The organism is Staphylococcus sp. HMSC065D05 (assembly GCF_001813195.1).
GTDB classification, from domain to species: domain Bacteria; phylum Bacillota; class Bacilli; order Staphylococcales; family Staphylococcaceae; genus Staphylococcus; species Staphylococcus epidermidis.
In genome coordinates this window covers 1-18,236 of record NZ_KV811769.1, presented here as the reverse complement: position 1 = coordinate 18,236, position 18,236 = coordinate 1, and the positions used below count along the sequence as shown (strand labels likewise).

Sequence of the window (18,236 nt, the reverse complement as noted above, 5' to 3'; positions counted from 1 at the left end):
AGAAATATAAGTGGATATATGTATTAATATGGTATCTTAAATTAATAGTTATAACCTTGTAATAAAAAATTATGAAATACAATGAAAGAAAAGTTTATATTAAAAATTATGCTTAATTATAGACATTATTTTACAAATAGCAAGTATAATGATAATTAATCACATGAATTAACTTTCATTTATCTCTATGTAATAATGTAAGTTATTATAAAGAAAAATGAGGATTGAGAAGATGAAAATAGGTACTATTTCTGACCTACACATTGACCGTCATCCACACTTAAATCCTGAAATATATTTAGAAAAGCTTTGTCAGGTGATTAAACAAAGGTCTATTGAGTTACTTATCATAGCAGGGGATATATCTAATGACTATCGGATAAGTTACAAATTTATTCAAAGCATTCAAGAAATAAGTGGTATACCTACTTATTTTGTTCCTGGGAACCATGATTTGTGGTCTGACCAAGTAGATAAAACTTCAACAGAAATACTATCATTCTTTCGTTTAAAAAAGGAATGCTTAATAGGCAATCCAATCATTATTAATGATCAATATGCAATTGTAGGCCATGTCGGTTGGTATGATTATAGCTATGCAGATAATCGTTTTTCTCAGCAAAAAATAGCAAGTGGTAAACATTATGGTGCAACTTGGCAAGATAAAGTAAGAACAGATTGGTCATTATCAGACCCGCAACTATCCCTCTTAGCTGCTCAAGAGGTTGAAAAAGACATTAACAATGTAAGTCCACGTCAAATTATACTAGTTACGCACGTTGTAACACATCCTCAATTCGTAGTACCAACGCCTCATCGTATTTTTGACTTTTTTAATGCATTTATTGGTACTCATGATTTTGATACTATTTATAAAAATTATCCTATTCGATTTAGTGTAATGGGGCATGTTCATTTTAGAAAAAAACTTGTTGAAAACAACATAATATATATATGTCCGTGCTTAGGATATCAAAGACAATGGATGACAGACGATATAACATATGAAATAAATCATGCTTTAGTCGATTTTGATATTTAGTATCAACTTATTTAATAAAGCCTCTAGAAACTGAAATTAAACAGTCTCTAGAGACTTTATTATTAATTATCGATATATATGCATTTTCTTCCTGGTGCATTATAACTATTTTCCAAAGTGCGTTTTTTAATTTTGATGATTTGTTTAGAGTTAGGAATAATAGATGGGAAAATAACAAATTTTGTTAAACGACTCCATAACGGATCAATATAATAATAATAGTCATCATCGTACCCTATTAATAAAGTGACGTGAATATTTGAGACTAGTTTTGTTGGTTGATTGTCGAAATGAAATACACGTCGAAGCGGTTTAGAACCTAAACTAGTATGATAAATGATGACCGGCTGACCTTTGTCGATAAATTTTTCAAGTTGATTTAATGATGTACCTGTACCATCTACAATTCGAGAATCATATTGTTTAAGAAATGGCGCAAAAGCATCAGGAAATATTGTTTGATGATGACCAAATTTAACTAACAAAGGATGACCAACATAGCCTTTATAGGGATTGGTCGGATGTTTAGGCCAGTGACTCATTATTTGTGTTGCTTTAATATCGTAATGATTAAATTGTAATAGCATCGCTGCGGATACTCCCTCACACCCCATAACAAAAGGGATAGGGAATAGCTGACTTATAGGCTTTACTGGTAAAATTATCTTCATAAAATGTATCCTCTAATAACTTTGATAAAACATATTATATAACGTGCGATTTATTTAGTATACAAAATTGATTTAGACAAACTTGAAATGAGCGTTTTCATCAGATATTCAGAGTAGAAAGGGATGAATTAGTATTAAAATTGTCAAGTGAATGAAAATTGAAATAAAAATAGGAACGTTCATTAAAACACTACTAAACGTAAATTTAGAATTACAAGTCTATGGGTACTATTAAAATAGAAAATAGGAGTGGCACTTAATTATACTACATTGTCATTTCACTCCTATATTTTGATTTACGAATAACTATGTTTTTTTCATAAATAATTTGAAATATATAATTTGTAATGCAATAAGTAAAACAGCTGTCGCACTAATAATAATTAGATACGGAGACATATCATGCTGACCGTTCAAACCAACTAGAGGAGAAATGAGGCCTCCTAAAATAAATTGGAATAGGCCAAGTAAACTTGAAGCATTGCCACTTCCGCCTGTACGTTCAGCCATTGCCATAGAAAAACAAAGTGGTGCTATAGAAGTGACTGGACAAATATTAATAAAAAAGCCAATAAGTAAAACATACAATGGAAGATGTAATGTTAAAGTAAATATTAAAATTACAACACCTAACATTTGAATGATTGTTAAATATATGAGCATCGTATATCGGCTTATCTTTTCTACTATAATAGCAGTTATCTGACTAACGACTATCAAACCAACTCCATTAATAGCAAACATTGCACTATATTGAAGTGGTGTCATATGATACATCTTTTGTGAAATAAAAGGTGCGGCTGACGAATAACTGAATAACATGACATAAGTTAATCCTTGCAATAGCATCGGAATAACGAAGGTGGGTCTTGTTAATAACAGACCAAAATCTTTAAATATTGCTTTAAATTTTAACTGAGATTGTTCTTGATGGAGCCCAACTGGCATCTTTAATAAGATGCCTAAGATGACTATTAAGGCAATGATTGTTAAAAATATAAAAATCATTCTCCAACTTGCAATAGATAAAGCAAGGCCACCTAACAGTGGAGCAATAATGGTGATTATACCATTTATGACCATAAGAGAAGTTAAAAATTTTGCTAATTCGTCTCCGTCATAATTATCTCCAATAGAAGCTTTGGCTATGACGATTGCACCACCTCCTGCTAAACCTTGAATTAAACGGATAATTAAAAATATTGTTAAATGAACTGTAAACACTGATAATAATGAGGCTATTAAATATCCAATCAATAAAATGAGTGCCATTTTTTTACGACCTAATACATCTGATAGTGGCCCAAATACAAATTGACCAATAGCTAAACCTATCATAGCAAAGGATAATGTAAGTTGTATTTCTGAAATTGATGAACCAAACGCATGCTGAACTTTAGGTAAAGATGGTCCGTACATATCAATAGTCAAAGGACCAAATGCAGTCATAACGCCAAGTATAACGATTAATATTTTAGATAAGTGTTTGGAACTTGTAGTCATCATCATTATCCTCCTAGAAAAGTTATAGCATCTATTATATACGTTTTACATAAAAAAGTAATCAGCATACACAAATAAAAAAGCAGAGTATTATCCAATAAGCATTGATAGTTTTGTCAACGTAATATTGGTCAAAGAAAAAATTGGTAAATAAACGTCATTCAATCACCGACTGTCTTTGATAAAAAAGAACCCGAGACAAGTATCTATGTCCCAGATTCTTAAGATTTTGTAGATATTTAGTTTGAAGTCTCATGCCTTTAGTTTCCTGAATTTGATCCATTCAAGATATTTTCTAGTTTAGCTTTAATACTATCAAATTTTGTATTGATGTCTTCAAGCATGTTGTTAACTTTACTTTGATTTTCGTTATTAAGTTGAGCGTTATTTGCATTTTTCAGTTTGTCGATTTGGTTTTGATAAAATTTTGTGAATTTAGAATCCGCATTAGTTTCTTCATTTTGTTTTAATTGATCAATTTGATTTTGTAGTTTATCAATTTGGGATTGGGTGTCCTTTTTATTTTTTATATCGCTTTTGGCTGAATCAACTTGTCGATTAATGTCGTCGTTTTGATTTTCAACTTCTTTTTTATAGTTTTGTGAAACGTTAGGGTCATTACTTACTTTATCATTATTATGATTGATAATTGCACGCGTGATAAAGATAGCTACAATAATGAGTAAAATAACTATGATTGCAATCAGCCATTTTTTAGTTTTGCTTGATTTTTCATTTTCTTCTTCCAATTGCTGCTCACGTCGATAGTCTCTTCCATTGTAATAACGTTCAGGATGATTTTCATACTCTCTATCATTTTCACTTTGTGTTGCACGATTTGAATTTGCTCTCTGTTGGGACTCTTGATGTTGTCGATACATATCTTCTTCTGAACGTTTACGATGATTTTGATATTGGTCATCATATTTGTATGAATCTCTATATTTATCTGTTCTTTTCATATTGTCACCTCATTTAATAATTACGCTCAATCAGTTTTCAATTTTTAATTGTAAAAGTCGTGCGATATTTGTTGTTGTATGTTTAACATGAAGTGCGCCTTCTTTCAAAGCTTCGTCAAGGTGGCATGGACGTTCCATGATACTAAACACGCTATCGATACCGTGGTGATAAATTACTTCGTAATCTTTTCCTAAACTACCACAAATAGCAATGACGGGTATATCATATGATTTTGCAACTTTAGCTACGCCAATGGGTGTTTTGCCATAGATTGTTTGTTTATCCATTTTACCTTCGCCAGTAACAACTAAATTCGCATCTTTTATTCTTTGTTTAAATTGAGTCTCTTCAAGAACTACATCAATTCCAGGACGTAATTCAGCGTTTAGAAACGCAATTAACGCTGTTCCCATGCCTCCTGCAGCACCAGCGCCCGGGATATCTTTTACATTCATATTTAATTCTCTTTCAATTTTATCATGATAGTGACGTAATGCGGAATCCAACTTTGGTATCATCTTTTGTTGAGCGCCTTTTTGTGGACCATAAACTATTGTTGCTCCATTGTCTCCTAATAATGGATTAGTTACATCACAGGCTACTTTAATATTCACATCTTTCAATCGTGGGTTTATACGAGTAATATCAATGTATTCTATTTGAGATAGGGCTAAACCTCCATCGCGAATCTCTTGATTGTTTTTATCTTTAAAAGAGACACCTAAAGCCTTTAACATTCCTACACCACCATCATTCGTGGCACTTCCACCTATTCCTAAAATAATTTTATTAACATCGTGATTAAGTGCATCATTAATGAGTTGGCCGGTACCGTACGAAGTTGTAATAGATGGATCTCTTTCATCTTTACTCAATAATGCTAGTCCTGAAGCAGCTGCCATTTCAATGATAGCTGTTTGGTGTTCGTCGCTTCTCGCATAACTAGCCATGATATTTCTATTAAGTGGATCTTTTACTTCTACGCAATAAGAGGTAGCATTTAAGGCTTCTTTCAATACTTCGGTTGTTCCCTCGCCACCATCAGCCATAGGAATAATGTCATATATAGTACTGGAATCGAACACCTCTTGGAATCCATCTTTAATAGCTAAAGCAGCTTCCTTTGCCGACATACTTTCTTTAAAAGAATCAGGTGCAATGATAACTTTATATGGTGACATTTATATCACTTCCTAAACAATTGGTTTATATTTATTCTATCCAAAAATGAAATTAAACTAAAGAAATCTTGATAATTAAAATGGAAATCATACGTGAATTGTATAATAATAAGAATATAAAATTGACGATGAGCAATATGTATATATTAATATGATTAAAGCTTCAATAAATGTCTATATATTTTCAGTAGATAATTGAATGAATCACATAAAAAGAGAATAAACATGATAATCGTTTAAATGTTAGTTTTGAATTACATCATGAAGAACAGAGAGGTCAACAATGAATTACTTAAAACAATATGAATCATTTTTTTGGTTAATAGGAATTTTTATCTTTTATCTTATAATGGCAATTCTAACACCATTATCAACTACGGATTGGCATGCATATAAAGTTAATCTAAGTCAATATTTGACTCAAGAAAATGGTCGTTATTTAGGACATTTATTTGAATGGGTTGCCGTACATAATATCATAATAAGAGCTTTAATATATGCGATAACTTCGTTTTTAGTTATCTATTTAGTTGCTTATATGGTTCAATTACATACGAATCGTTTTTATTTTATTTTGAGTTTTGTGTTAATGGTTACTGTACCTAATACAATTTATAGCGAAACTTACGGGTGGTTTACTGGATTTTTTAGTTATATACCTGCTACAGTCCTATCACTTTTTATTCTTTTTACTGTAGTTAAAATGATTGAGTCGCACGATACAGTTTCTGAAATGCAATTATGGGTATTTTTATTAGTAAGTTTGTTTGGACAATTCTTCTTGGAGAATCTTTCCATCGCTAATAGCTTAATTATTTTAATAGGAATGGTAGTCTATTTCTTTGTTAAAAAAAGACTCAGTTATTTCTTAATTGTAGGATTTATGCTTAGTTGTATAGGTAACATTATAATGTTTTTAAACTTCAATTATTTTTTAATTAAGGATGGATTAAATACGCATTATTCAATTTCCGATAGTCATGGAATGATACATAAAGCAGGTGTGACGTTATTTAAGCTTGTACCAGAATATATGTTTATTAATCAAATGATTATTCTTACCGTGATATCAATAGTAAGTATAGTTTTACTTAAGCAAAATAAAAGCCTGAAGCATATGAGAGTTTATATTAAAATACCACTACTCTTAGGTTTAATTACTTTACCTATTTATAAGATCTTCGTTTACAATCAATTTCATTTTGAATTATATAAAGCTTCATTTTCTATAGCCGTTTTGAATACAACGATTTGCTTCATTTACATGATAAGTGTGATATACGTTGTGTTTAAAATGATACAGCAAAGATACATAAGAATGATTGTGATGGGGAGTTTTATAGCTATGGCTTCATCTGTTTTGCCACTTTTATTTGTGACGCCTATAAGTTATAGAAATTTTTATTTTATTTATACTTTATGGATCGTGATATTACTTTGTTTAATTCAGCAATGTGATGTGCTATTTAAACAACTTGAACATATAATTAAAATATTTGCGATTATCATCAGCATCATTATGATGATTGGATTTACTTTTATACATATTAGTAGTGTGCACAGAATAGACTTCATTAAAGAACAAATAACACAACATCATCGCTATCAGAAAATAACATTGGAAAGATTACCATTTGAGCGATATACTCATATGACTACACCAAAGTCGAAGGAACAACTTCAAGATTTCAAACACTATTATGATTTGCCCAAAGACATCACATTTAAAGTAGTCCCATATGGTACAAAACAATAACTGTTCAAAGGGGAAATATTATGAAGTTAACCCGAATACATTATGAGATTATAAAGTTTATCATAGTTGGTGGAATTAATACCTTTAACTACTATATAACATACTTATTTTTGTTAAAGGTGTTACATGTGAATTATATGGTTAGTCACATTGTTGGATTTATTGTAAGTTTTATTATTTCATATTATTTAAATTGTTATTTTGTATATAAAGTAAAACCTACAATAGAAAAGTTTTTAAGATTTCCTATCACTCAGATAGTTAATATGGTAATGCAAACGTTATTATTATATATATTCGTAAAGTGGTTGAATATCGCTTCAGAAATTGCACCTTTTGCGGGTCTAATCATTACAATCCCAGTGACATTCATACTTTCTAAGTGGTTACTTAGAGATAAAGTTTAACGTAATCATAAGCACTATTTTTTCCTTTAAGATGAATTGAATTTCTTTTTCAAATATTTACCAATTCGTATTTAGAAAAATTTAATGTATATAAGTCTTTACATATTCATATATGTACAAGGCTTATTTTTAAATAAATAAATAATGAAGTGAAGGAAAGTATTTTTTTAGGCATATCTAATGAAATAATTAGATGAGAAATATAAAAAATGTAGAAATAAAAAAACGTTGTCATTGTGGAACTGATAATTCATACTAATATTAGCAAAAAATAAAGGTGGTAAGTGAAGGTGACTCAAAATGAAAATTTGAAGTTAGCGCAACGAGGTGCATTTCTTAGTTTAGTCATCTATATTATACTTTCTATTGCGAAATATATGACTGGATATGTTTATGATTCGGCGGCAGTTAGAGCGGATGCTTTAAATAACATGACAGACATTTTAGTTTCAGTAGCAGTTATCGTCGGACTTAAAATCTCTATTAAACCTGCTGATCAAAACCACCCATATGGGCACTTAAAATCTGAAAATATTTCCACATTGCTAGTATCATTCATTATCATGTTTGTGGGAATACAAGTTATTATAGAAAACTTTCCGAGATTATTTACACATGATTCACATATTCCTAACTTTATTACTATTATTATAAGTATGATCAGTGGACTTGTGATGTTATGTGTCTTTGCTATTAATTATCGATTATCTAAAAGAACGAAAAGTAGCTCATTAAAATCAGCAGCTAAAGATAATTTATCTGATAGTTTAGTCAGTATTGGCACTGCCATTGGTCTAATGTTCACACAAATTGGATTTCCAATTATCGATATTATATTGGCAAATATTTTAGGTTTATTAATCGTGTATACAGGTTTTGGAATTTTTAAAGAGTCGATTTTCACCCTAAGTGATGGTTTCAATGAACAAGATTTAGAAGAATACAGACTAGACATATTAGAAGTTGAAGATGTAATTGATGTTAATAATATTAAAGGTAGATATCATGGAAGTAGTATCTTTATTGATGTGACCATTGTAGTAGATCCTTATCTTTCACTTTATGAAGCACATCAGATTTGTGATAAAGTTGAAATTCATTTGCATAATAAAGGAATTTCGTCTGTATATGTACATCCAGAACCCTATACTACAAAAGACGAAGTAAAATAAAATATATAAGAAGTCAATCATTACCTGACCATAAGGTAGTGGTTGACTTTTTTTATTTTAAACCAGAATCATTACCGGGAAATTACTAAAATAGCCATATTATCATTTGAGAAATTAAGAATTATAGTTCTATAATAAAAATAAGGAGAGAGAAAAAAGAAACAATTTATTACTTGTACTATTTTAATGGAATTACTACATTGACTGATATTTAAATGGATTTGTAGTTAATTCATTGTAACTAAATTTAGATTATAGAAAGGAAGTTTTTATTTATGCCAAAATTAATACTATGTCGGCACGGACAAAGTGAATGGAATGCGAAAAATTTATTTACAGGTTGGGCCGATGTCAAACTATCAAAACAAGGAATTGAAGAGGCGCAATCAGCAGGTAAAAAAATTTACGACAATCAAATTGAAATTGATATTGCGTTTACCTCTTTACTCACTAGAGCTTTAGAAACAACACAATATATTTTAGCAGGTTCTGACCAACAGTGGATTCCTGTTTATAAAAGTTGGCGTTTAAATGAACGACATTATGGTGGTTTACAAGGTTTAAATAAAGATGATGCGAGAAAAAAATGGGGGGAAGATCAGGTGCATCAATGGAGACGCTCATATGATGTACGTCCGCCTAGAGAAAGTGAAGAACAACGAGAAGCATATTTAAAAAATCGTCGTTATCAACATATTGATCACCGTATGATGCCTTATTGTGAAAGTTTGAAAGATACATTAGAACGAGTTGTTCCGTTCTGGACTGATCATATTTCACAACACCTATTAGATGATAAAACTGTACTTGTTTCGGCCCACGGAAATTCCATTCGCGCATTAATTAAGTATTTGGAAGGTTTATCAGAAGAAGATATCGTCGGATATGAAATTAAAACGGGTGCACCGCTAGTATATGAACTCACAGATGATTTAGTTGTTAAGGATAAATATTATTTATAACAAGATGTATATAGTTTAAAACATTTTCATATCATAATAAATAAACCATTCAATGGTCAGTATTGATTTCATTGAATGGCTTGTTTTTTGCGTGAAGTGATATTTAAAACAATTAAATTATAGATAAATTTATGAAACCTAAGTTATTGAGCGAATTAAATTAAAATAATTGACGAATGTTACATTTATTTCGAACGTTGATGCTGTTTTATTATTTTTAAAGCACGTTTTCGTGTTTTGATGTTAGGACTATTGAGGTTGCGTCTTGCTGTTTGTAAATTCTGTTTCATTTTATCTTCCTCCTTGTATAACACTATTATGAAAGAAATTAAGTTATTTGTAAATAGTAATTATTACGATTTGTAAATCGTTTAAAATAATAGTTAATAGAGTTTGAACTTTCTGAACACTTGTTAGCAAGTAACTCTTTATTGACTATTATGTAATAACGGGATAAAATATTTTTATTCCGATTAGAATAATAAGAATAAGGGGTTTGATTAAATGAAAAGACTTTTACTTTGCATTGTTGCACTTGTTTTTGTTTTAGCAGCCTGTGGCAACAATTCATCTAACAATAAAGATAATCAATCAAGCAGTAAAGACAAGGATACGTTAAGAGTTGGTACGGAAGGTACATATGCGCCCTTTACTTACCATAATAAAAAAGATCAATTAACAGGTTATGATATTGATGTGATTAAAGCAGTTGCAAAAGAAGAAAATCTTAAACTTAAGTTTAATGAAACGTCATGGGATTCAATGTTTGCAGGATTAGATGCTGGTCGTTTTGATGTTATTGCAAATCAAGTGGGTGTGAATAAAGATAGAGAGAAAAAATATAAATTCTCTGAACCTTACACATATTCAAGTGCTGTACTTGTTGTTCGTGAAAATGAAAAAGATATTACATCATTCAATGATGTAAAAGGTAAAAAGTTAGCACAAACGTTTACGTCTAATTATGGTCAATTGGCTAAAGATAAGGGTGCGGACGTTACTAAGGTAGATGGATTTAATCAATCAATGGACTTACTATTATCTAAACGTGTAGATGGTACATTTAACGACAGTTTATCTTACTTAGATTACAGAAAACAAAAGCCTAATGCTAAAATTAAAGCAATCAAAGGACATGCAGAGCAAAATAAATCAGCATTTGCATTCTCTAAGAAGGTTGATGAAAAAACGATTGAGAAATTTAATAAAGGCTTAGAAAAAATTAGAGATAATGGTGAATTAGCTAAAATTGGTAAGAAATGGTTTGGTCAAGATGTTTCTAAACCTGAATAATGAACAACAACATGCATTAGATGCAGCCAAACAAGCATTTGGTCCAATGTTAGAGGGATTGGTGAAATACTCAATCCCTATTACTTTGGTCACTTTCATTCTAGGTTTAATCATTGCATTGTTTACTGCACTTATGCGTATATCAACCAGTAAATTGCTTAGAGGTATTGCGCGTGTCTATGTATCAATTATTCGTGGTACACCTATGATTGTACAGTTATTTATTATTTTTTATGGTATACCGGAGCTTGGAAGATTGGTAACTAACAATGCTGATAATCAATGGACACTTGCACCTGTTATTGCTGCAGTCATTGGTTTATCTTTAAATGTTGGTGCTTATGCTTCTGAAATTATACGAGGAGGTATATTGTCTATTCCTAAAGGACAAACAGAAGCGGCTTATTCTATAGGTATGAACTATAGACAAACTGTGCAACGTATTATCTTACCACAAGCTATTCGTGTATCTATACCAGCACTAGGAAACACATTTTTAAGTTTAATTAAAGATACATCATTACTTGGATTTATTCTTGTTGCAGAGATGTTTAGAAAGGCACAAGAAGTTGCTTCGACAACGTATGAGTATCTAACTATTTATTTGTTAGTAGCTTTAATGTATTGGGTCGTATGTTTTATCATCTCAATTATCCAAGGATGGTATGAATCACGCATTGAAAGAGGGTATCGCTCATGATTGAATTGTCTCATATCCATAAGTCTTTTAATGAAACTGAAGTGATTAAAGGTATTGATTTGAAAATTAATCAAGGTGAAGTTGTGACACTAATTGGACGTTCAGGTTCAGGTAAAACAACTTTACTTAGAATGATTAATGCTTTAGAGATACCTACTGAAGGTACAGTGTATGTTAATGGCATGACATATAACACTAAAGATAAGAAATCTCAAATTAAAGTAAGACAACAATCAGGAATGGTTTTTCAAAATTATAATTTATTTCCACATAAATCTGCATTAGAAAACGTTATGGAAGGTCTTATAACAGTTAAAAAGATGAATAAAGCAACGGCTAATGAAGAAGCAATGAATTTATTGGCTAAGGTTGGATTGGTACATGTTAAAGATCAACGGCCACATGCTTTATCAGGAGGGCAACAACAACGTGTCGCAATTGCACGTGCATTAGCTATGAATCCTAAAGTGATGTTATTTGATGAGCCAACATCTGCACTTGATCCTGAATTGGTCAATGATGTATTAAAAGTCATTAAAGAATTGGCTGACGAAGGGATGACAATGGTCATTGTGACTCACGAGATGCGTTTTGCCAAAGAAGTTTCCAATCAAATTGCTTTTATTCATGAGGGCGTCATTGCAGAACAAGGTACGCCTGAAGATATATTTAATCACCCCAAAACAGAAGAGCTTCAGCGATTTTTAAATGTGATTAATGAAAAATAGAATAGTAATATTATAGAAATGGAGCCTGAGACATTAATTGCAATGTCTCAGGCTCCTTTGAATGTATAGAAAGTCAATGACTTAAACTCGTGTGCATTGATATTTAGTTTTTTATCTAGGTTGGAGGAATCGAATTGATTAGAATTCGATTCCTATTTGCTAATTAATAATTATCTACGGTTTTCTAACTCTTGTTTAACTTTATAAAAAAGTGGTTTAATTGGTTTAATAAAATCACCAATATATTCATAAATTTTAGCGTTAAATCCTTCTTTAAATTTTTGAACGCCAGCATCTTCAGCATTTTCACTAAAGTCTCCGGTAACACCATAGAAATTATATCTATCGATATTATGTTCTTTTGCAAATTGAATCATATCCCATTGTAATCGATATGCTCCCATATAAGCATTATATTTAGGGTTAGAGCCACTTGATAAGTAATACACTTCGTGATCATTATATATATATAATGCTGCAGCAAGATGAAGAACTTGACCTTCTTCTGCTATTTTCTCTTTAGTTTGTCTGATTTTACGCGCATTACTATCGAATTGTTGCTTGACTTGTGTATGTTTCGTTTTATTTTTCTTAGAATTTGGATTTTCTTCTAATGTTTTTTCAACATCTTTTAGTTGTTGATTAAGGTTTTGATGTTTAGTTTGCAACGTATCTAAATAATCTTGTAAATCGATGTAAGCAAGTTTTAACATAGCATGATCTTCATACGTTTTTTGCATCTCAACAAAATAAGGCTCTTCACGGAATTTAAAGCCATGTTTTTCTTCAGCCATTTTGAATAATTCAAAAAATGTATCTGTTTCTTCAATGGGTAATGTTTTAACTTTAACACCCATTTCATAAGTCTTTTTAATATTTCGACGTGTTTGGTAATCCATTTCTTTTAATAATTGATCTTCAGATTTATCTTTAAGGTTAAGTACTGATAACCAGCGGATTTGGCTCATTGTATCATAACCTACAGTGTATCCTTGGTGTTTATAGCCTAATTCTTCCATTGTTTTAATCAATGCGCGATTATCAAAGGATTCAATGATTTCTCCATTAGGTTGACGTAAATTTTCTAATACATAAGGGTCAACGAGTACATATAAACAATTGTGTTTTTTTAAATAAGCAGTAAGTGATTTAAAAAAGAAGCGAACTAAAACTAAATTGTTAAAGTCCATGACTGGTCCTCTATGTGTGTAGAAATACTTAAAGAATTTTAGAGAACGTGCCTCTGTTAATAAGCACGCAGCAATGACATCTTCTTGATCATCTTTAACTCCTACTAAATGTACGTCACCTTTTGTTTTCGATCTATTATTATAATGTATACTGGATTGTGTGTAATGCGAGAAATTTTCTGAAGTAAATTGCTCGAATTCTTCAGAAGTTAAATTTACAAATTTCATTATATTTCTTCACCTCTAAGTCAATTTCCATGTTTTATCGTCATGATATATATTACCAAACCCTAAACATCCTTACACATCATAACATAAAAAATTGTGTCATACTTTCGTATGAGGCCGTTTTATTTAAAAGAGAATAGATTTAAAAAGTAAGAGGTATAAAAAAATAAGTTAATGAAGATCGTACCTTTAAAGAGAATGTGATAAAATTTAAGTTGAAAGAATTGCTTAGATTAAATAACATGCTAATTGTAAACGTAGAGCTAAAGATATATTGACATTGTTTGATATGTTAAGTGTAAAAAGAGATTAACTTGAAGTTCTATGACATAGATATAGATAGCGTGAGTAGGAGTGAGTATGTTGAGGAAGTTATTAGTCGGGGTTAGTGTACTAACTTTATTATTAGCAGGTTGCATGAGCCACGAGTACGCAGACAAAATAGATAAAGCGGTTAAACTACAAGAGAAAAAGCAACAAAAAATTGCCAAAAACGATTCAGGTGATGAAGTTAAACATTTTGATAAAAAAGATGCCAATATTTATGTGTTTGACAAAGGAAAATATGTTGTATTGGAGTATAAACCACTTAGTGATGATGCTGAAGCGCGTTACTATACTTATGAATTTAAAGATAAAAAAGCATATTATAATAAAGACTTTAATGCAAAAGCATACTACCAATCTCATGAGCCTGACTACAAAGAAGAGAATATGTATTAATCGTTTTAGGAAAAGGAGAAACGATGAAAAAATTAATCGTATTATTGATGATTTTATGTATGGTTTTGCTATACAGTTGCTCAGGTCCAATGGACTCTCCAAAGCATTCTAATAATAGCAAACCTGTAGTGGTAATATACGGTGATTATAAGTGCCCTTATTGTAAAAAAACAGAAGATCGCGTAATGCCAAAGCTTAAGAAGAAGTATATTGATACAAACAAAATTAAATATCAATATGTGAATTTGGCATTCTTAGGAAAAGATTCAATTGTAGGTTCAAGAGCGCAGCATGCGGTAAATCATTATGCTCCCAAGAAGTCACTTGAATTTCAGAAGTTAATGTTTAATCAACAAAAAGATGAGCATAAGCAATGGATTACAACACGTCTTGTTGATAAGCAAATTGATGAATTAAGTATCAGTGATGACACAAAGAAAAAAATAAAGACTGATTATAAAACTAAAGGTTCCATCTCGTGGAAAAAAGCCAAGGAAGATCAACAAATTGCGAAAAAAAATCACATCAAGCAAACACCTACAGCGTTTGTTAATGATACCAAGGTTGAAGATCCATATGACTTTTCTAGCTACGAGATGTTGCTAGAAAACGAAAAGTGAAAGTATCTGTAATATTAGTTAATATATTAATCTTTATTTATTTAAAATGCCTGAGACTAATCATTGTCTCGGGTGTTTTTTAATTTTGACAGTCGCTTGCTAATCAAAAACGGGCGTGTATTAATCATATTTAATTTGTTTTTAGCAACAAGAACTACAAATTAAGCGTGATGTTTTCCTGAATTTTCTTCGATATTTTAGAATTAATGAAATTATCTTAAGCGTATTATTTTTGTTAATATAGAGGCAATTGATTTTTTAAAATGTGAGGTACATATATGACGATAGAAAAAAAGAAAAATAAGATTATTTTTACTAGAACTTTTAGTGCACCAATTAATAAGGTATTTGATGCTTATACAAAGCGGGAACTATTTGAACAATGGTTTCATCCTCAAGACGCATCTGTCACAGTTTATAATTTTAATGCTACGAAAGGTGGAAGCGCTTTTTATGCTATTCAAGCGCCTCAGATGACAAGTTATACTATTGCTGAATATCTGCAAGTGGATGCACCATATTATATAGAGTATTTAGACTATTTTGCTAACTCAAAAGGGGAAAAAGACACAAGTATGCCTGGTATGCATATTACTTTGAATTTTGAAGAAGTAAAAGGAAAGACTACTGTAACATCGACATCGACTTTTCCAACTGAAGGTGCTGCCCAGCAAGCGATAGATATGGGTGTAGAACAAGGTATGAATTCAACTCTTAATCAGTTAGAGAAATTACTAAATCAAAAGTGACATACATCTCGATCGTATACCTAACCAAAGAAACGTGAAAAAATTTGAGTAAATCGTTACACTTTGATGAAATGTCATAAAGTTTTCAGTTATATTGTTTAATTATTGAAAATGCTATGTATATAAACTTTTTTTAAAATTTCTATATCCTATAAATAAAATTTAATATACACATATGTCATTCTTACTTATATAATAAGTGTGAAAATAACAATGTGGATAGGATGAGAAGACATGTTCAAGAACAACAAAAGTATTGAAGATACTTATGCAACAAAATCTATTATTCAGAATATCGTTGGTCAGGCACAAATCAAACAAGTGATGGCAAAACAAACACCCATGAGATATACGTTGAAAGCAATCATGGCTGGGTTTCTATTATCAATCGTTACAGTTTTTATGTTAGCAATTAAAACACAATTCGCTTCAACGCATAACGACGGTTTAATCAATCTGATGGGAGCTATTGCGTTTAGTTTAGGTCTCGTATTAGTTGTGTTAACCAACTCTGAATTATTAACAAGTAATTTTATGTATCTGACTGTTGGTTGGTATTATAGAGCAATTAGTGTAAGTAAAATGATATGGATTTTTATTTTCTGTTTTATAGGTAATATCTTAGGTGGATTTATTTTATTTTTCCTAATGAAATATGCACATGTTATGACGCCAGAAATGACAGATAGCTTAACAGCATTAGTACATAAAAAAACAGTAGAATCGACTTGGTTAAACATTTTGATTAAAGGTATTTTTTGTAATTTCTTTATTAATATCGGTATTTTTATTTCAATGCAGTTTAAAGAAGGATTAGCCAAAGCATTCTTTATAGCTTGTGGAGTGATAGTCTTTGTATTTATGGGTTATGAACACGTTGTTTTTAATGCTGGATTATATGCAGGTATGATGTTCTTTAATATGGATGGATTATCTTGGTTGGGTGTGCTGAAAAATATTGTTTTTGCATTCCTTGGAAACTATATCGGTGGAGGCATTTTTATTGGATTAATGTATGCATATTTGAACGGTAAACGTGACAGTCTTCAACCATAGGGGACTATTAAGTAATTGAGATTTAATCACTAGTCTTTATCATATTGACATCTTCAAGTGTGATAGAAATGGATGTCTTGCTTCATGTTGAAAGTGTTTAAATTATAAAGTATCATTGCATCATTGAAGTGATATATAGATTAAAGAGATGAAATCTCGAAATAGAGAAGATGAGTGAGGCTTTAGTTCTGTAGTTACGTTGCCCTACTTCAAACTCGAAATCTATTTTAGATTTTAAAAAATAAAGTTATTATATTTAGAATTCTGTCTTATGCTTCTATACGTTTATAAAACTGGGATATTTACAGATATTCCAGGTTTTTTTATCAGTAATAGAATCTTGACACTTTATAAAAATGATAATAAACATTTATTGACGCGCACTTATAAAAAATTTAATCTATTGTTCATGTGGATGTTCAGTACTTAAGGAGTGAAAAATATGTCGAATATTAATATTAGGGTGGCACATGAACAAGATGCTGAAGAATTACATAGCATCATGCAAGTTGCTTTTACCCCTTTAAGAGAACTTGGTATTGATTGGCCATCAGTTCACGCTGATCTTGAAATGGTTAGGGATAATTTAAGACAAAATACTACATTTGTACTTGAAAATGAAAAAGAAATTATTTCAACGATTACGGTCTGTTATTCATGGAGTAGTGTAAAACCCATTTCAGGTTATCCGTTCGTTTGGTGGTTTGCAACACGACCAACATATGATGGACAAGGGTATGGTAGTCAACTTTTAAAATATGTAGAGGAGACCTTTATACGCGATACTTTAAAAGCTGCTGCGGTAACCTTAGGAACATCAGCACGTTTGCACCCTTGGTTATTAAACATTTATGAAAAGCGGGGTTATGAAATATACGCTAAACATGAAAATGATGATGGTGATTTAGGAGTCATAATGCGTAAAATTTTAATACCAGAACAATTTAATGAGGACATTTTGGGCCGACCGCCATTTTAGAAATATTTTTGTGTTCTAGAATGATAACTTAATGAAATAGAATTCTAATGTCTTAGTGACCCTAATTGTATAATTTGTACAATACTTGATAACAATCTATAGAGTTTGGGGCATAAAGTTATTTGACTAACAAAAAGAGGCTGGAACATAAAGTTCCAAGATAAATAAAAAAAGACAATTTCTATTGAAATAATATAGAAATTGTCTTTTTTTTATTATTTTTTTATTTGATTTTGATTTGAAGTTCATACATTGTTGTTTTAGAGGACATTCTGAACCATCATCACATTCATATTAATTTAAAGTCTCGTTT

General features: G+C 30.7%; 19 protein-coding genes. 13 read left to right on the top strand and 6 right to left on the bottom strand.

Annotation, left to right across the window (positions count from 1 at the left end; genetic code table 11):
- The first annotated feature begins 232 nt into the window (after window positions 1-232).
- Window positions 233-1,042 carry a metallophosphoesterase gene (locus tag HMPREF2897_RS09760; RefSeq protein WP_070593078.1) on the top strand — a complete coding sequence of 270 codons (810 nt, stop codon included), beginning with the start codon at window positions 233-235 and terminating at the stop codon, window positions 1,040-1,042.
- Between the two features lie 62 nt (window positions 1,043-1,104).
- Here the strand turns inward: HMPREF2897_RS09760 and HMPREF2897_RS09755 are convergent, their stop codons facing one another.
- From HMPREF2897_RS09755 to HMPREF2897_RS09740, 4 genes are all read right to left on the bottom strand, one after another.
- Window positions 1,105-1,713 (bottom strand): C39 family peptidase, encoded by a 609-nt coding sequence (locus tag HMPREF2897_RS09755; RefSeq protein WP_002447176.1) that lies wholly within the window; start codon window positions 1,711-1,713, stop codon window positions 1,105-1,107.
- A gap of 306 nt (window positions 1,714-2,019) precedes the next feature.
- Window positions 2,020-3,219 (bottom strand): putative multidrug effflux MFS transporter TcaB, encoded by a 1,200-nt coding sequence (locus tag HMPREF2897_RS09750; RefSeq protein WP_046044597.1) that lies wholly within the window; start codon window positions 3,217-3,219, stop codon window positions 2,020-2,022.
- Between the two features lie 257 nt (window positions 3,220-3,476).
- Window positions 3,477-4,178: a membrane protein gene (locus tag HMPREF2897_RS09745; RefSeq protein ID WP_001831448.1), complete on the bottom strand. Its 702-nt coding sequence runs from the start codon at window positions 4,176-4,178 to the stop codon at window positions 3,477-3,479.
- Between the two features lie 30 nt (window positions 4,179-4,208).
- The gene (locus tag HMPREF2897_RS09740) at window positions 4,209-5,360 is read right to left on the bottom strand and encodes a glycerate kinase (RefSeq protein ID WP_002470186.1); all 1,152 of its coding nucleotides are present in this window, start codon (window positions 5,358-5,360) and stop codon (window positions 4,209-4,211) included.
- A gap of 283 nt (window positions 5,361-5,643) precedes the next feature.
- Between HMPREF2897_RS09740 and HMPREF2897_RS09735 the strand changes: the two genes are divergently transcribed.
- From HMPREF2897_RS09735 to HMPREF2897_RS09720, 4 genes are all read left to right on the top strand, one after another.
- Window positions 5,644-7,116: a hypothetical protein gene (locus HMPREF2897_RS09735; protein ID WP_002470204.1), complete on the top strand. Its 1,473-nt coding sequence runs from the start codon at window positions 5,644-5,646 to the stop codon at window positions 7,114-7,116.
- Window positions 7,117-7,136: 20 nt separating this feature from the next.
- Window positions 7,137-7,523 (top strand): GtrA family protein, encoded by a 387-nt coding sequence (locus HMPREF2897_RS09730; protein WP_002470207.1) that lies wholly within the window; start codon window positions 7,137-7,139, stop codon window positions 7,521-7,523.
- A 290-nt stretch (window positions 7,524-7,813) separates the two neighbouring features.
- A complete protein-coding gene (locus tag HMPREF2897_RS09725; protein WP_002456052.1) occupies window positions 7,814-8,695 on the top strand; it encodes a cation diffusion facilitator family transporter in 882 nt (293 codons plus the stop codon).
- A gap of 275 nt (window positions 8,696-8,970) precedes the next feature.
- Window positions 8,971-9,657 (top strand): 2,3-diphosphoglycerate-dependent phosphoglycerate mutase, encoded by a 687-nt coding sequence (locus tag HMPREF2897_RS09720; protein ID WP_001831569.1) that lies wholly within the window; start codon window positions 8,971-8,973, stop codon window positions 9,655-9,657.
- 185 nt (window positions 9,658-9,842) lie between these two features.
- On the opposite strand, the gene HMPREF2897_RS12575 is transcribed toward HMPREF2897_RS09720, so the two are convergent.
- Window positions 9,843-9,947 (bottom strand): putative metal homeostasis protein, encoded by a 105-nt coding sequence (locus HMPREF2897_RS12575; RefSeq protein WP_002438284.1) that lies wholly within the window; start codon window positions 9,945-9,947, stop codon window positions 9,843-9,845.
- A 214-nt stretch (window positions 9,948-10,161) separates the two neighbouring features.
- Between HMPREF2897_RS12575 and HMPREF2897_RS09715 the strand changes: the two genes are divergently transcribed.
- The 3 genes from HMPREF2897_RS09715 to HMPREF2897_RS09705 are packed head-to-tail and all read left to right on the top strand — an operon-like array spanning window position 10,162 to window position 12,378.
- Window positions 10,162-10,950, top strand: a complete 789-nt coding sequence (locus HMPREF2897_RS09715) for a transporter substrate-binding domain-containing protein (RefSeq protein WP_001831492.1) — start codon at window positions 10,162-10,164, stop codon at window positions 10,948-10,950.
- Window positions 10,931-11,650 (top strand): amino acid ABC transporter permease, encoded by a 720-nt coding sequence (locus tag HMPREF2897_RS09710; protein WP_002468258.1) that lies wholly within the window; start codon window positions 10,931-10,933, stop codon window positions 11,648-11,650. Before HMPREF2897_RS09715 ends, HMPREF2897_RS09710 begins: the two co-directional genes overlap by 20 nt.
- Entirely contained in the window at window positions 11,647-12,378 is a 732-nt protein-coding gene (locus HMPREF2897_RS09705) for an amino acid ABC transporter ATP-binding protein (protein ID WP_002468189.1), read from the top strand. Before HMPREF2897_RS09710 ends, HMPREF2897_RS09705 begins: the two co-directional genes overlap by 4 nt.
- A 170-nt stretch (window positions 12,379-12,548) precedes the next feature.
- Here the strand turns inward: HMPREF2897_RS09705 and HMPREF2897_RS09700 are convergent, their stop codons facing one another.
- On the bottom strand, window positions 12,549-13,796 hold the full coding sequence (locus HMPREF2897_RS09700; protein WP_002447186.1) for an aminoacyltransferase: 1,248 nt from the start codon (window positions 13,794-13,796) through the stop codon (window positions 12,549-12,551).
- 360 nt (window positions 13,797-14,156) lie between these two features.
- Between HMPREF2897_RS09700 and HMPREF2897_RS09695 the strand changes: the two genes are divergently transcribed.
- The 5 genes from HMPREF2897_RS09695 to HMPREF2897_RS09675 all read left to right on the top strand — a co-directional run bounded on the left by HMPREF2897_RS09695 (window position 14,157) and on the right by HMPREF2897_RS09675 (window position 17,923).
- Entirely contained in the window at window positions 14,157-14,519 is a 363-nt protein-coding gene (locus HMPREF2897_RS09695) for a DUF4467 domain-containing protein (RefSeq protein WP_002447187.1), read from the top strand.
- A gap of 23 nt (window positions 14,520-14,542) precedes the next feature.
- On the top strand, window positions 14,543-15,139 hold the full coding sequence (locus tag HMPREF2897_RS09690; protein WP_070593077.1) for a DsbA family protein: 597 nt from the start codon (window positions 14,543-14,545) through the stop codon (window positions 15,137-15,139).
- 278 nt (window positions 15,140-15,417) lie between these two features.
- Window positions 15,418-15,888: an SRPBCC family protein gene (locus tag HMPREF2897_RS09685; RefSeq protein ID WP_002490658.1), complete on the top strand. Its 471-nt coding sequence runs from the start codon at window positions 15,418-15,420 to the stop codon at window positions 15,886-15,888.
- Window positions 15,889-16,122: 234 nt separating this feature from the next.
- The gene (locus tag HMPREF2897_RS09680) at window positions 16,123-16,944 is read left to right on the top strand and encodes a formate/nitrite transporter family protein (RefSeq protein WP_058703030.1); all 822 of its coding nucleotides are present in this window, start codon (window positions 16,123-16,125) and stop codon (window positions 16,942-16,944) included.
- A gap of 442 nt (window positions 16,945-17,386) precedes the next feature.
- Window positions 17,387-17,923, top strand: coding sequence for a GNAT family N-acetyltransferase (locus HMPREF2897_RS09675; protein WP_058703029.1), 537 nt, complete (start codon window positions 17,387-17,389; stop codon window positions 17,921-17,923).
- Window positions 17,924-18,236 lie beyond the last annotated feature (313 nt).

Bases quoted from the DNA above. Each gene is read 5' to 3' on its own strand.
- HMPREF2897_RS09730 (WP_002470207.1), top strand. From the start codon at position 7,137: ATGAAGTTAACCCGAATACATTATGAGATTATAAAGTTTATCATAGTT.
- HMPREF2897_RS12575 (WP_002438284.1), bottom strand. From the start codon at position 9,947: ATGAAACAGAATTTACAAACAGCAAGACGCAACCTCAATAGTCCTAAC.
- HMPREF2897_RS09705 (WP_002468189.1), top strand. From the start codon at position 11,647: ATGATTGAATTGTCTCATATCCATAAGTCTTTTAATGAAACTGAAGTG.
- HMPREF2897_RS09695 (WP_002447187.1), top strand. From the start codon at position 14,157: ATGTTGAGGAAGTTATTAGTCGGGGTTAGTGTACTAACTTTATTATTA.
- HMPREF2897_RS09760 (WP_070593078.1), top strand. From the start codon at position 233: ATGAAAATAGGTACTATTTCTGACCTACACATTGACCGTCATCCACAC.
- HMPREF2897_RS09720 (WP_001831569.1), top strand. From the start codon at position 8,971: ATGCCAAAATTAATACTATGTCGGCACGGACAAAGTGAATGGAATGCG.
- HMPREF2897_RS09675 (WP_058703029.1), top strand. From the start codon at position 17,387: ATGTCGAATATTAATATTAGGGTGGCACATGAACAAGATGCTGAAGAA.
- HMPREF2897_RS09680 (WP_058703030.1), top strand. From the start codon at position 16,123: ATGTTCAAGAACAACAAAAGTATTGAAGATACTTATGCAACAAAATCT.
- HMPREF2897_RS09735 (WP_002470204.1), top strand. From the start codon at position 5,644: ATGAATTACTTAAAACAATATGAATCATTTTTTTGGTTAATAGGAATT.
- HMPREF2897_RS09750 (WP_046044597.1), bottom strand. From the start codon at position 3,219: ATGATGACTACAAGTTCCAAACACTTATCTAAAATATTAATCGTTATA.
- HMPREF2897_RS09715 (WP_001831492.1), top strand. From the start codon at position 10,162: ATGAAAAGACTTTTACTTTGCATTGTTGCACTTGTTTTTGTTTTAGCA.
- HMPREF2897_RS09740 (WP_002470186.1), bottom strand. From the start codon at position 5,360: ATGTCACCATATAAAGTTATCATTGCACCTGATTCTTTTAAAGAAAGT.
- HMPREF2897_RS09690 (WP_070593077.1), top strand. From the start codon at position 14,543: ATGAAAAAATTAATCGTATTATTGATGATTTTATGTATGGTTTTGCTA.
- HMPREF2897_RS09755 (WP_002447176.1), bottom strand. From the start codon at position 1,713: ATGAAGATAATTTTACCAGTAAAGCCTATAAGTCAGCTATTCCCTATC.
- HMPREF2897_RS09700 (WP_002447186.1), bottom strand. From the start codon at position 13,796: ATGAAATTTGTAAATTTAACTTCTGAAGAATTCGAGCAATTTACTTCA.
- HMPREF2897_RS09710 (WP_002468258.1), top strand. From the start codon at position 10,931: ATGTTTCTAAACCTGAATAATGAACAACAACATGCATTAGATGCAGCC.
- HMPREF2897_RS09745 (WP_001831448.1), bottom strand. From the start codon at position 4,178: ATGAAAAGAACAGATAAATATAGAGATTCATACAAATATGATGACCAA.
- HMPREF2897_RS09685 (WP_002490658.1), top strand. From the start codon at position 15,418: ATGACGATAGAAAAAAAGAAAAATAAGATTATTTTTACTAGAACTTTT.